A 12250-nucleotide genomic window follows, 5' to 3' on the forward strand; every position below is an offset into this window, starting at 1 on the left:
CAACCGGGATCCAACCGTTAGATAGGCAGCCCGTCTCCGGGGTCGCCGGGAGCGAGCGGTGGCCCGGCCGGCCCTTCCTCCACCTGGTCCACCAGGCGCTGGAGGAGCCGGCCCAGCTCCTCGATGGCCTGGCCGTAGCCCGCCCAGTCGCCGGCCCGGAGCCGCTCCTGGGCCCGGCGGTAGACGCTCTCCGCCTGCCGGGCCAAGTCGCCCAGGCCGGCCGCGCCGCTGGGCTCTTCCGGCTGGATCTCGTCCGCCGCGATGTCGGGGAAGGCCCGGGCCACCGCCTCCGCGCCGAAGATCTCCGCCAGGGCCATCTCCAGGGTGGGCTGCATGACCACCTGGTCCCCGTGGGCGACGATCACCCGGGTCAGCTCCGGCAGGTCGCTCTGCTCCGCCTGGAGGAAGATGGGCTCCACGTAGAGCAGGGAGTTCTCAATGGGGATGGCCAGCAAGTTCCCCCGGATCACCCGCGAGCCCCGCTGCCCCCAGAGGGTGAGGAGCTCGGAGATGTACGGATCCTGGTCGATACGGGCCTCGATCTGCATGGGCCCGAAGGTGAGCCGCTCCTTGGGGAAGAGGTAGAGGATGCCCTCCCCGTAGTGCTCACCGTCGTTCCGGGCGGCCAGCCAGCCCACCATGTTGTCCCGCCGGACGGGCGTGAAGGGCATGAGGAGGATGAACTCAGGCCTCTCCTCGCCGGGGAGCTGGGTGATGACGTAGTAAGGCTCCATGGTGGTGGGCCGCTCGCCGTAGATCTCCTGGGGGATGGACCAGGCGTCCTCCCGGTTGTAGAAGACCACCGGATCCTGCATGTGGTAGATGGTCAGCACCTGGGCCAGGATCTGGAAGTAGGTCTCGGGCACCCGCAGGTGGGCCCGGATCGACTCAGGCATGGCCTCCAGGGGCTGGAAGAGGGAGGGGTAGATCTTGGCGTAGGTCCGGGCGATGGGCTCATCGGGCTCCACCAGGTAGAAGGTGACGTCGCCGTGGTAGGCGTCCACCACCGCCTTCACCGAGTTCCGGATGTAGTTCCCCACCCCCCGGACGGGCTGGCTGTAGGGGTACCGGTCCGTGGTGGTGTACCCTTCCACGATCCAGTAGAGCTTCCCGTCGGCCACCACCAGGTAGGGCTCGTCATCGTACTTGAGGAAGGGCGCGATCTTCCGGACCCGGGTGAGCACCTCCCGGTCGAACATCACCCGGCTTTCGGGGGTGATGTCCCGGGAGAGGAGGATCTGGAGGTCGCCGGTGCGGAGCGCGAAGGCGGCCCGGACCAGGGCGTTGCTTAAGGGGACGCCGCCGTGGCCCTGGTAGCGGGTCCAGGCGTTCTGCTCGCCCCGGGGGTAGTCGAACTCTTCAATCCGGGTGTTGACGATGACGTAATCGGTCGTCTGGCGGCCGTAGTAGATCTCCGGCCGCTCCACCACCAGATCACCCTGGGGCGGGATGTTCCAGATAACGAACTCGGGCAGCCCCTGGGGGCTCACCCGGGTGACCGGGCTCATGACCACCCCGTAGCCGTGGGTGTACTGGAGGTGCTGGTTGATCCAGGTAGGGTTCTGGAGCCGGGTGGGATCGATCTCCCGGGCGGCCACCATCACCTGCTGGTAGCGGCCGTCGATCCAGTAGCGGTCCACGTGCATGTCGGGGAAGGTGTAGTAGAGCCGGAAGGCCTGGAGCTGTTGGTAGGTCTGCAGAAGGGGCCGCCAGTCCCAGAGGCGGATGTTCTCCAGGATGCTCCGGTTGCGGGCCAAGGCGTTGGGGTCCAGCCGCGGCGCGGCCTCGAAGACCCGCTCGTCGATCCGGTCCAAACCGAAGGCCTGGCGGGTCATCTGGATGTGGCGCTCGATGTAGGGGCGCTCCCGCACCAGCTCATTGGGCTCCACCACAAACTCCTGCACCAGGCCGGGGACCACCGAGCCCACCACCAGGGAGACACCGATGAGCCCCACCAGCCCCGCCACGATCCAGAGGGTGCCCCGGCGGAAGAGGTTGACCACCAGGCCCGCCGCGACCAGCAGGCTCAAGACCACCAGCAACCGGTTGGCGTTGGCCTGGACCACCAGGTCGGTGTACCCGGCGCCGTAGATGGCCCCCCGGTTGGAGTAGACCAGCTCGTAGATCCCCAGCCAGTAGTCGCCCGTCTTGAGCAAGACCAAAAGGACCAGGAGCACCGTCAGGTGGATCTTGGCCCCCCGCTCCATGTCAGGCCGCCACCCGTCGAACTGGAGCGCGCCCGAGAGGATGTAGACGCTCCCCACCATGAGGAGGACCAAGACCAGCAGGCCAAAGAGGCTGGTATAGACCAGCCGGTAAAAGGGAATGGAGAAGAAGTAGAAGGCCAAGTCCTGCCCGAAGGCCGGATCCACCATCCCCGTCGGCTCACTGTGGATGAAGCGGGCCACCGTCTCCCAGGCGGGGGCCACCCCGCTCGCGTAGAGAAAGCCCAGGACCAGCGAAACGAGCCAGAACAGGGTGCTGAAGGTCCGGACATTCAGCCCCGGGGGCAGCCGGTCCTGGTAGCGGAAGAGGGCCCGGCCCAGCTGGCCCCGGGTGGCGGCCAGGTTGGCGTAGATGAACAGGGCCAGGACCACGCCCAAGCCCAGCCGGATCCCCCACTCCCACCCCAAACGCGTGAGGAGGACGGGCAGCTGGCCCAGGCTCTCAAACCACCACCAGTCGGTGAGAAACCGGGCCGACAGGCTGAGGAGGCTCCCGAAGAGGAGGAACCCCGCGAGAAGGATGAGGCTCGTGTTCCGGGCCAGATTCCCCATGGAGTCACCCTTTCTGACCGACCAACAAACTCATGCCTCGGCCGAGCCGGACGCCTCCCGGAGCAAGCGCTCGAGATCCTCCCGATCGAAGAGGTACTGGGCGGCGCAGAAGCGGCAGACCGTTTCGGCCTCGCCCTGCTCCTCCAGCAGGGCCTGGAGCTCCTCGGGGCCCAGGGCGACCAATCCCCGCTCGAAGCGCTCCCGGCTGCAGGTGCAGGCGAACCGGAGGGGGCGCTCGGCCAGCCACCGGATTCCCAAAGCTCCCAAGTGCTCCTCGGCCAGCTGCCGGGGGCCCCGGCCCCCATCGATGCTCCGGCTCAGGGCGGGCAACCGCTGGACCGCCTGCTCCACCGCCGCCACCGTCTCCTCCCGGTGGCCGGGCATCAGCTGGATCATAAGGCCGCCGGCCGCCCGGGCCCGGCCGTCCACGTCAACCAGGACCCCGAGGGCGACGGCCGAGGGGATTTGCTCGGAGTGGGCCAGGTAGTAGGCCAAATCCTCCCCGATCTCCCCGGAGACCAGGGGAACCCGGCCTACGTAGGGCTCCTTCAAGCCCAGGTCCCGGATGACCAGGAGCTCCCCCTGCCCCACCGCCCCGCCCACATCCAGGTGGCCGTCGGCCTTCAGGGGCAGGTGGACCTCCGGGTGCTCCACATACCCCCGCACGGCGCCGGTCGCGCTGGCGACGACCACCACCCGCCCCAGGGGGCCGTCGCCCACCAGCTGTAAGGTCAGCTCCTCCTCGCCCTTCAAGGTGGCGGCCAGAAGGGCTGCCCCCGTCATGGCCCGACCCAGGGCGGCGGTGGCGGTGGGCCACAGCCCGTGACGCTGGCGGGCCTCCTCCACCGTGTGGGTGGATTCGGCCGCCAGGATCCGTACCTCACCGTTGGCTGCGATGCCGTGGACAACCCGATCGGTGCTCAGCGCCGACCCTCCAGTTCCGCCAAGGTGGCCCGGGTATAGGTCCGGGTGACCACATCCTCCCCGGCCCGGCCCAAATCGTGGCCGTTCAGGAAGACCTGAACCCCTTGAGCATACCCGAAGCGGATCCGGATCTCATCATCGCCGGTCCAGGTCGCCTCCTCGCCGGCCTCGAGAATGCCCGTGTAGACCGTGGTGCCGTCCACATCCACCCGCATCCAGGAGCGCTGGTGGACCACGGTCCGTACCTCCAGGGGCTCAAAGGCCAGGGTGGTCGCCCCAGGCGCCTCGGGGGCCGGCTCCGGGAGGGCGGCCGGGCTGGCCGGTGGCGTCTCGGTCGCAGCAACCTCAGAGCTCCCGCCGGCAGGGGTCTGGACCTCGGTCCCGCTGGGGAGCCCCTCCCGTCCCCCGACCGGCTCCACCACCGGTGGGCCTTGGGCCAACTCGCCCGCGCCGGGAGCCCCGCCCAGCCAAGCCACCAGGCCCACGGCCACCGCCGCCAGCAACACCACCACCGCCCCGGCGCCCCAGAGGCGGGCCCGGCTCTTCCGGCGCCGGGTGAAGGCGGGCGGCGCCTCGGACCAGCGGACGACCGCCGGCCCTTCGCTGATGATCTGGGCTGGCTGGGCCGCCTGGGGCCGGGCCGCGTCGAACTCGGCTACGAGCCCGTCCGCATCGATCTTCAAAAAGCGCGCGTAGGAACGCAGGAAGTTCCGGACGTACACGTCCCCGCCGGGAACCTGGTCGAACGCTCCCGCTTCCAGCGCTTCCAGGACCCGAACCTTGATCTTGGTCCGCTCAGAGGCCTCCTCCAGCGGAATACCGGCGCGCATGCGAGCCTCGCGCAGCTTCTGCCCGATGGACTCGGTGCTCACGCGCCTCACCTCCCCCGTCGCGGCCTCGTCCCCTCCTCCCTGATGGGCAGGCCTACACTCGCTCCCGCCCTGCTAGGGTGCGGGCGGCGTTTGGCTCACAAACTCCCGGGCCCGGCCCACGTTCACCTCCCGGGGCTTGCTCCCCTGGGCCGGCCCGACGATCCCCCGACGCTCCATCAGATCGATGATCCGGGCGGCCCGGCTGTAGCCCACCCGGAACCGGCGCTGGATCATGGAGATGGAGGCTTGTCCCGACTCCAGCACCAGCTGGACCGCGTCCTCAAAGAGCTCGTCGTCCCCGTCCACCTCCAGGGCGTGCTCCTCCCGGCTGTCGGGGAAAGCCTCGGCCAGGTACTCGGGCTCGCCATCCACCTGGCTCCGCCAGAAGTGGACCACCTGGTTGACCTCGTGCTCGGTGATGAGCGCGCCCTGGGCCCGGATGGGCTTGGCCGCGCCGACGGGGTGGAAGAGCATGTCCCCCTTGCCGAGGAGCCGCTCCGCCCCCACCATATCCAAGATCGTCCGGGAGTCGACCTGGGATGAGACGGCAAAGGAGAGACGGGAGGGCACGTTGGCCTTGATCAGCCCCGTAATCACGTCCACCGACGGCCGCTGGGTGGCGATCACCAGGAAGATCCCCGCGGCCCGGGCCATCTGGGCCAGGCGCGCGATGGCGTCCTCCACATCGGCCGCCGCCACCAGCATCAGATCCGCCAGCTCGTCGATCACCACCACCAGGTAGGGCAGGGGCTCGTCGGGGATCAGCTCGTTGTACCCGGTGATGTTCCGGGTGCCCAGCTCGGCGAAGAGCTCGTACCGGCGCTCCATCTCCTTGACCGCCCAGCGCAGGGCCTTGGCCGCCTCCCGAGGATCGGTGACCACCGGGGCGGCCAGATGCGGGATCCCCTCGTACACCGAGAGCTCCACCCGCTTGGGGTCGATGAGGAGGAGGCGGACCTCATCGGGCTGGGCCCGGTAGAGCAAGCTCACCAGGAGGGCGTTGATGCACACGCTCTTCCCCGACCCCGTCGCCCCAGCGATGAGGAGGTGGACCAGCTTGGACAGGTCCGCCACCACGGGCTGGCCCGTGATGTCCAGGCCCAAGGCCACCGCCAGGGGGGAAGGGTGGTTGCGGAAGGCGTCTGATTCGACCACATCCCGCAGGAGGACGGGCTGCACCGTCCGGTTGGGCACCTCGATGCCCACCACAGACTTGCCGGGGACGGGCGCCTCAATCCGGACGTCCACCGCCGCCAAGGCCAGCGCGATGTCGTCGGCCAGCCCCACGATCCGGCTCACCTTGATGCCCGGCGGCGGCTGGACCTCGTACCGGGTGATGACCGGCCCCCGGATCACCTCCACCACCCGACCCTCGATGCCAAAACTCCGCAAGGTCTCCTCCAGGATGGGGACCCGGTCAGGCTCGTCCGCCGGGTTCAAGCGGAAGCGGTTCCGGCGCAGGAGGGAGACATCAGGCAGCCGGTACCCGCCCGTCTGGCGGGCGCGGCGCGCCCCACCCCCCCGACCGCCCCGAGCGCGGACGACCACGGTTTCGTCGGCAGGGGCCTCTCCCTCGGAGGCCTCCCGGGCCGCCGCGGCCGGCGTGACCAGGGCTTCCTCCTCCCCGGAGGCCCCGTCCAGGGCTCCGGCCTCCTGCACCCCCCCGCCCCGCCGCCGGGCGGCACCTCGCGGCCGGCGGGCCGGCTCCCCGTGGCGGTCCCGGCGCACCTGACGCCAGCGGGCGAAACGCCGGACCGCGTCGATGCCTTCCCCAATTCCCTGGACCAGGGCGGCCACGACACCCACCAAACCCGTGACCAGCCGGATCCCCTGGCGGCCCAGCCGGACCCACGCCGCCGGCTCCAGGAGCAAGACCAGCCCCATCAAGACCAGGCCCAGACTGATCACCGCGGTGCCGGCCAGGCCGAAGAGCTCGAGCGACCGGCTGGCCAGCCAGCCGCCCACCAGGCCCGCCTGGGACGTCCACGCGGCCGGGGCCAGCGTCACCCGGGCGAGCGCCGGCAGGGGATAGACCGCCGCCACCTCCAACAGCACAAAAAGAACGGCCAGGAGCATGACCGCCCCCAGGCACCGCCGCCACCAGCGGCGGGTGAGGCGGCCGAAGATGAGCTGAAGGCCCGCCCAGAGGAGGAAGAAGGGCGGCAGATCGGCGGCCCTGCCGAAGAGGGCCCGCAAGGTTCCGGCGGCCCACGCCCCCAAGGTTCCGGCCCGCGCGTGAAGGCTGACCCAGGCCAGAACCGCGGTGGTGATGAGCACGATGGCCAAGATCACCCGGCCGCGACTGGGGGCTTTCTCGCTGGGCTCAAAGCCTGCAGACATGGGCGGCCTCCTTTCGCCTCAGCTTTCGTCTCCGACGGGACGATCCCTGCCGCGCCCTGCCCGGGCGGGCGGGCTACCGAGGCAGCCAGATGAGCCCAGCCTGGCGACCGGCCCGGCCCCCTTGGGCCCGGTGGGAGAAGTAGCGGGCGGTGTGGCAGGCGGTGCAGGGCGGGTGCCAGGAGATGTGCCCGGGATCCAGGCCCGCCTCCAGGAGGGTCAGGCGGTTGGCCAGCCTCAGGTCCAGATGGGGGCGCCCCCCTTGGACGCGGAGCACCTCCCGGCCAAAGAGGCGGGTGAAGCGGCCGGCCAGGTCTGGCGAGACCTCATAGCAGCAGGGACCGATGCTGGGTCCCATGGCAGCCAGGATCCGGGAGGGTTGGGCTCCCGCGGCCACCAGCGCCTCCACCGCCTGGGCCCCGATCCGCCCCGCCGTCCCCCGCCAGCCCGCGTGGACCGCGGCCACCAGACCTGCCTCGGGGTCGGCCAAGAGCAGGGGGATGCAGTCGGCCACCAGCACCCCCAGCACCACGCCCCGCTCCCGGGTCAAGAGCCCGTCGGTTGCGGGGAGGGCGCCGGCCTGAGCCCAGGCGCCCGCACCCGCCTCCCCGGCCCCAACCCAGCGCAGGCCCGTCCCGTGCACCTGCTCCCCAAGGGTGAGCCGGCCGGGGTCCACCCCGGCCGCCATCAAGGCTCGCCGCCGGTTCTCCCGGACCCTTTCGGGGTCATCGCCCACGTGGAGGCCCAGGTTCAGGGAAGCGAAGACCCCCTGGCTGACGCCGCCCTGGCGGCCGGTGAACCCGTGGGCCACGCCGTGCTGGGCCAGGAGGGGATCCTGTTCCATCACCGGCGCCTCAAGACCCATCCTGCCCCTGCCCCATCAACTGGTCCAGCTCCTCCCGGAACCGGCCCAAGTCGGCGAACTCCCGGTAAACCGAGGCAAAGCGGACATAGGCCACCGGGTCCAGCTCCCGCAGGCGGTCCATCACCATCTCGCCGATGACCCGCGATTCGACCTCCCGGTCGTACTGGGCCCGGATCTCCCGCTCGATCTCACTGGCCACCCCGTCCAGCTGCGCGGCGGTCAGCGGTCGCTTCTCGCACGCCTTCAGCATGCCGGTCAGGAGCTTGCCATGGTCGAACCGTTCCCGGCGGCCGTCCTTCTTGACCACCATCAAGGGGCCCTCTTCCCACCGCTCGTAGGTGGTGAAGCGCCTCCCGCAGGCGGGGCACTCCCGCCGCCGGCGGATGGTGTGGCCTTCGTCGGTGCCGCGGGAGTCGAGCACCCGGCTGTCCGGTTCACCACAGTAAGGGCACCTCAGGGCCAAATCCTCCCAGAACTGGCTCGTCCATCCTTTTCATTATACACCCTTCGCCCCCGCCATATAATGCCTGGAAGCCTGGTGGGGGGACGCCCCGTGCTGGCCAAAGCCTCCGAGCTCCGCATGCTGGACATCATCAACCTGACCGACGGGCGCAGGCTCGGCTCCCTGTACGATTTGGACATCGACATGGCGACTGGCCGGGTCCGGGCCCTGATCGTGCCGGGCGAGAGCGGTCTGTTGGGCATGACCCGCGGGGGGGAGATCGAGATTCCCTGGAGCAGGGTACGCAAGATCGGGGTGGATGTGATCTTGGTGGAGATGCCCGAGCTCGGCCAAGGGGTGGCGCCCCAGGCGGGCGGCCCCTCGGTGGTGTGAGGGAGGAGCCCCCGGGCCCTGGACCCGCCCTACTCCGGCGGGGGCTCCCCCTCATCCCCTCGGGCCTGGGCGGTCGGGCTCACCAGGCGGGCGGCGCCGGCCAAGAGTTGGTGGGCCTCGGACCACCGGAGCGGCCAGGAACCGGCCTCACCCAGGGAGCGCTCCAGAAGGGAGGAGCGCCAGTCAATCCCCACCGGGCGGGGAGCGGCAGGCTCCCCGTCCCCGGGCGGCCCGATGGTCCCGGGCGACCAAACGGGGACGACCCGCTCAGGGCCCGCCGGATCATCGGCCTGCGCCTGGAGGCCCGTCAGTTGGGCCTCGTCCACCAGGCAGAGGGGCGGAAAGAGGACACACCACCAGTTCTGGCCCGCTCCCTCGCCCAGGATGAGCCGGACGGCGAGGTAGTCGCCGGCGGGAACGGGCCTGCCGCCCAGGGTCGTCTCGGGGAAGGCGGCCCAACCCGCCACCAGGTGGGCCCCGTACCCCGCCCCGTGGCTGGCCAGCACCTCCTGGGCCAGGGCTTCCACCGCCTCCCGCCGCTCGGCCGCCCAGGTCAGGACCCCGGCTTCGTCGGCCAACCCCAGAAGCTCCGCTCCGTACCGGCGCCAGAGGGCGTCCCGCACCAGGAGCTTGAGGGCCTGATCCCGGGGGTGGTCGCTGTGGGCGACGACGTGGAGCCGGACCATTCCGGCCGGCGGGCCCGTCAGGTCAGGCTCCAGCCCTGCTGGCCCCGGCGTTCCCGCCAAGGCAGGCCAGTGGAGGAACCCCGTCAAGAGGAGGCCCAGCATGCCCGCCATCAGGGCTGGGCGCCCCGGACATGAGGGTGCCGGGGGGGCGGGCTTGCCGGGACGGGCCTGGGTGATGGTCGTCGCACTCTTCTGTCGTTTCAGGTGTCGTTTCAGGAACCTCTCGGCTGCGGCCGTCATGGGCGATCGTCCCCTGTCTCGTGCTCCTTTCCTTCGCTTCGAGGTGGGCGGGCTATTCGCTGATGTGTCGCCGCAGGTGCTTCAGGGCCGCCTTCTCCAGCCGGGAGACCTGAGCCTGAGAGATGCCGATCTCCTCGGCCACCTCCATCTGGGTCCGGCCCTGGAAGAAGCGCTTGGTGAGGATGGCCTGCTCCCGCTCGCTCAGACGGGCCATGGCTTCCCGGATGGAGATCCCTTCCAGCCAGGCGCCGTCCTCACTCTTCTCGTCTGAGATCTGGTCCATGACGTAAATGGGGTCTCCGCCGTCGTGGTAGATGGGCTCGAAGAGGGAGATGGGCTCCTGGATGGCATCCAGGGCGAAGACCACATCCTCCCGGGGGAGGTTCAGCTCCTCGGCGATCTGATTGACCGTCGGTTCCCGCGCATACCTATGGACGAGAGCGTCCCGGACCTGGAGGGCCTTGTACGCCACATCCCGCAGGGAGCGGCTCACCCGGATGGGGTTGTTGTCCCGCAGGTACCGGCGGATCTCGCCGATGATCATGGGCACCGCGTAGGTGGAGAAGCGGACGTTCTGGGAGAGATCGAAGTTGTCGATGGCCTTCATCAGGCCGATGCAGCCCACCTGGAACAGATCGTCCACGTTCTCGCCGCGGTTGTTGAACCGTTGGATCACCGACAGCACCAGGCGGAGGTTGCCCTGGATGAGCTCCTCCCGGGCCGACCGGTCCCCCGCCTGCATCCGGCGCAACAGCTCCCGCATCTCGGCGTTGGTGAGCACCGGCAGCTTGGAGGTGTTCACCCCGCAGATCTCCACCTTGTTGACCACACCACCACCCCCTCCGCTTCCGTCCGTTCCCCCCACATGCTGTGAGTATGGTCCCAGGCCCGGGGCTCTATGCGTGCTCCCGGTCCCGGCCCGCACGGGTGATCCCGGCACGGAAGTTTGGTAGGGAGCGGGTGGACCCCGCGGGTAGAATGCCCGGCGCGGGAGGGGGCGAGGTGGTGGAGTTGACCCGGGTGATCTACCTGGACCTGCTGCTCCTCCGGTTCCTGGGCGAGGCCCTCTTCGACGGCCTCCTCCTGTGGACGACGGCGCGGCTGGCCGGCCGGCCCCGGAATTGGGGCCGTCTGGCTGTCGCCTCCCTGGTGGGGGCAGGTTACGGGCTCTGGGAGAGCCTGGCCGCCCTGGGCATGGTCCCCCTGCCGCCCTTGGCGGCCCGGATCGGCCTGGTCCTTCTGGTCTCGTGGCTGATGCTGGCCGTCGCCTTCGACCTGGCCCGGCCCCGGAGCCTCTTGCCTTTGCTCCTTCCCTTTTACGGGGCCGTCGCGGCCGCGGCCGGCGCCGGCTTCGCCGCGGGCTTCCTCCTGGGCCAGGGCCCCCAGCCCAACGGCGCCGCCGCGGTCACCACCGCCGGCCTGACCTTGGCGGTGATGGGCTGGCAGGCGCCCCGCTGGCTCCGGCGAGAGCGCCTCCAGCGGGCCAGTGAGCTCCTGGTCCGGGTGGAGGTGGGCGGCCGGTGGGTGGAGGTGGTGGGCTTGGTGGACACGGGCAACCAGCTGCGGGAACCCCTGTCGGGCTGGCCCGTGGTGGTGCTGGAGATGGAAGCGGCCGCGCCCCTCTTCCCCGAAAGCCTCCGCCCCTTGGCCGCCCAGGTGGCCGAGGGCGACCTGGGGGCGGCAGGCCGGCTCCAGCGGAGCCCCGACTGGGCAGGCCGCTGGCGGATGATCCCCTTCAGCTCCCTGGGGACCCGCCACGGGCTGATGCTGGGCTTCCGCCCCGACCGGGTGCAGCTCGGCGATGGCCGCCACCAGGTGACCCTCCCGGCCGTGGTGGGCTTGAGCGTCCACCTCTTGGACGCGGCCGGCCGCTACCAGGCCCTGGTCCCGCCCGACTGGGGCGAGGCCCAGACCCTTCCCGATGTCCCATCCCCAGAACCCTTGGAAAGGAGAGGAAGTGCGTGATGGTTCCCCGGTCTCGGCAGGTCGGCTGGACCCTCAAGCTCTTCTGGGCCCAGGTGCTCACCTGGATCCGGGGGCGGCACCGCCTGGCCTACGTGGGCTCCTCCGAAGTCCTCCCGCCGCCCCTGACCGCGGCGGAAGAGCTGGAGCTCCTGGAGCGGCTGGAACAGGGGGACAACACGGTCCGGAACACCCTCATCGAGCGGAACCTGCGGCTGGTGGTCTACATCGCCCGCAAATTCGACAACACCGGCATCATGATCGAGGACTTGGTCTCCATCGGGACCATCGGCCTGATCAAGGCGGTCAACACCTTCGATCCGTCCAAGCGGATCAAGCTGGCCACCTACGCCTCCCGCTGCATCGAGAACGAGATCCTGATGCACCTGCGCCGGACCAGCAAGATCCGCGCCGAGGTCTCCTTCGATGAACCGCTCAACACCGACTGGGACGGGAATGAGCTGCTCCTTTCCGACGTCTTGGGGCAGGAGTCGGACGTGGTGAAGCACATCGAAGAAGAGGTGGACCGCTCCCTTCTGGCCTGCGCCTTGGCCCAGCTCTCCAGCCGGGAGAAGACCATCATGCGGCTCCGATTTGGCTTGGACAACGGCGGCGAGCAGAAGACTCAGAAAGAGGTGGCCGATCTTCTCGGCATCTCCCAGTCGTACATCTCCCGGCTGGAGAAGCGCATCTTGCGGAAGCTCCGGCTGGAGATCCAGCGTCTCGAGTGAGGGCGGGCCGCAAGGCCTCGC

11 protein-coding genes are annotated in these 12250 nt (G+C 70.0%); 3 read left to right on the forward strand and 8 right to left on the reverse strand.

Annotated features, from left to right (window positions below; genetic code table 11):
- Positions 1-17: 17 nt before the first annotated feature.
- From FWJ67_RS03145 to nrdR, 6 genes are all read right to left on the reverse strand, one after another.
- Positions 18-2777 carry a UPF0182 family protein gene (locus FWJ67_RS03145; RefSeq protein WP_414481843.1) on the reverse strand — a complete coding sequence of 920 codons (2760 nt, stop codon included), beginning with the start codon at positions 2775-2777 and terminating at the stop codon, positions 18-20.
- A 30-nt stretch (positions 2778-2807) separates the two neighbouring features.
- Positions 2808-3701: an Hsp33 family molecular chaperone HslO gene (hslO, locus tag FWJ67_RS03150; protein WP_304172543.1), complete on the reverse strand. Its 894-nt coding sequence runs from the start codon at positions 3699-3701 to the stop codon at positions 2808-2810.
- Positions 3698-4573 carry a helix-turn-helix domain-containing protein gene (locus FWJ67_RS03155; protein WP_304172526.1) on the reverse strand — a complete coding sequence of 292 codons (876 nt, stop codon included), beginning with the start codon at positions 4571-4573 and terminating at the stop codon, positions 3698-3700. Before FWJ67_RS03155 ends, hslO begins: the two co-directional genes overlap by 4 nt.
- A 72-nt stretch (positions 4574-4645) precedes the next feature.
- Positions 4646-6913, reverse strand: a complete 2268-nt coding sequence (locus FWJ67_RS03160) for a DNA translocase FtsK 4TM domain-containing protein (RefSeq protein WP_414481844.1) — start codon at positions 6911-6913, stop codon at positions 4646-4648.
- Positions 6914-6986: 73 nt separating this feature from the next.
- Positions 6987-7775, reverse strand: coding sequence for a peptidoglycan editing factor PgeF (gene pgeF / locus FWJ67_RS03165; RefSeq protein ID WP_414482568.1), 789 nt, complete (start codon positions 7773-7775; stop codon positions 6987-6989).
- Positions 7765-8232 (reverse strand): transcriptional regulator NrdR, encoded by a 468-nt coding sequence (gene nrdR, locus FWJ67_RS03170; protein WP_369686555.1) that lies wholly within the window; start codon positions 8230-8232, stop codon positions 7765-7767. The genes pgeF and nrdR overlap by 11 nt, the downstream gene beginning before the upstream one ends.
- A gap of 96 nt (positions 8233-8328) precedes the next feature.
- On the opposite strand from nrdR, the gene FWJ67_RS03175 reads away from it, so the two are divergent.
- Positions 8329-8610 (forward strand): YlmC/YmxH family sporulation protein, encoded by a 282-nt coding sequence (locus FWJ67_RS03175; protein WP_304172530.1) that lies wholly within the window; start codon positions 8329-8331, stop codon positions 8608-8610.
- A gap of 29 nt (positions 8611-8639) precedes the next feature.
- On the opposite strand, the gene FWJ67_RS03180 is transcribed toward FWJ67_RS03175, so the two are convergent.
- Positions 8640-9407, reverse strand: coding sequence for a stage II sporulation protein R (locus FWJ67_RS03180; protein ID WP_304172531.1), 768 nt, complete (start codon positions 9405-9407; stop codon positions 8640-8642).
- 181 nt (positions 9408-9588) lie between these two features.
- The gene (gene sigG, locus FWJ67_RS03185; protein WP_414481847.1) at positions 9589-10365 is read right to left on the reverse strand and encodes an RNA polymerase sporulation sigma factor SigG; all 777 of its coding nucleotides are present in this window, start codon (positions 10363-10365) and stop codon (positions 9589-9591) included.
- Positions 10366-10538: 173 nt separating this feature from the next.
- On the opposite strand from sigG, the gene FWJ67_RS03190 reads away from it, so the two are divergent.
- Together FWJ67_RS03190 and sigE are read left to right on the forward strand one after the other, a co-directional pair.
- Positions 10539-11501 (forward strand): sigma-E processing peptidase SpoIIGA, encoded by a 963-nt coding sequence (locus FWJ67_RS03190; RefSeq protein WP_414481848.1) that lies wholly within the window; start codon positions 10539-10541, stop codon positions 11499-11501.
- On the forward strand, positions 11501-12229 hold the full coding sequence (sigE, locus tag FWJ67_RS03195) for an RNA polymerase sporulation sigma factor SigE (protein ID WP_369686554.1): 729 nt from the start codon (positions 11501-11503) through the stop codon (positions 12227-12229). Before FWJ67_RS03190 ends, sigE begins: the two co-directional genes overlap by 1 nt.
- Positions 12230-12250: the final 21 nt, after the last annotated feature.

Source organism: Limnochorda sp. (assembly GCF_047459355.1).
Lineage (GTDB): Bacteria > Bacillota > Limnochordia > Limnochordales > Limnochordaceae > Limnochorda.

Bases quoted from the DNA above. Each gene is read 5' to 3' on its own strand.
- sigE (WP_369686554.1), top strand. From the start codon at position 11,501: ATGGTTCCCCGGTCTCGGCAGGTCGGCTGGACCCTCAAGCTCTTCTGG.
- FWJ67_RS03180 (WP_304172531.1), bottom strand. From the start codon at position 9,407: ATGGCGGGCATGCTGGGCCTCCTCTTGACGGGGTTCCTCCACTGGCCT.
- FWJ67_RS03160 (WP_414481844.1), bottom strand. From the start codon at position 6,913: ATGTCTGCAGGCTTTGAGCCCAGCGAGAAAGCCCCCAGTCGCGGCCGG.
- FWJ67_RS03145 (WP_414481843.1), bottom strand. From the start codon at position 2,777: ATGGGGAATCTGGCCCGGAACACGAGCCTCATCCTTCTCGCGGGGTTC.
- pgeF (WP_414482568.1), bottom strand. From the start codon at position 7,775: ATGGGTCTTGAGGCGCCGGTGATGGAACAGGATCCCCTCCTGGCCCAG.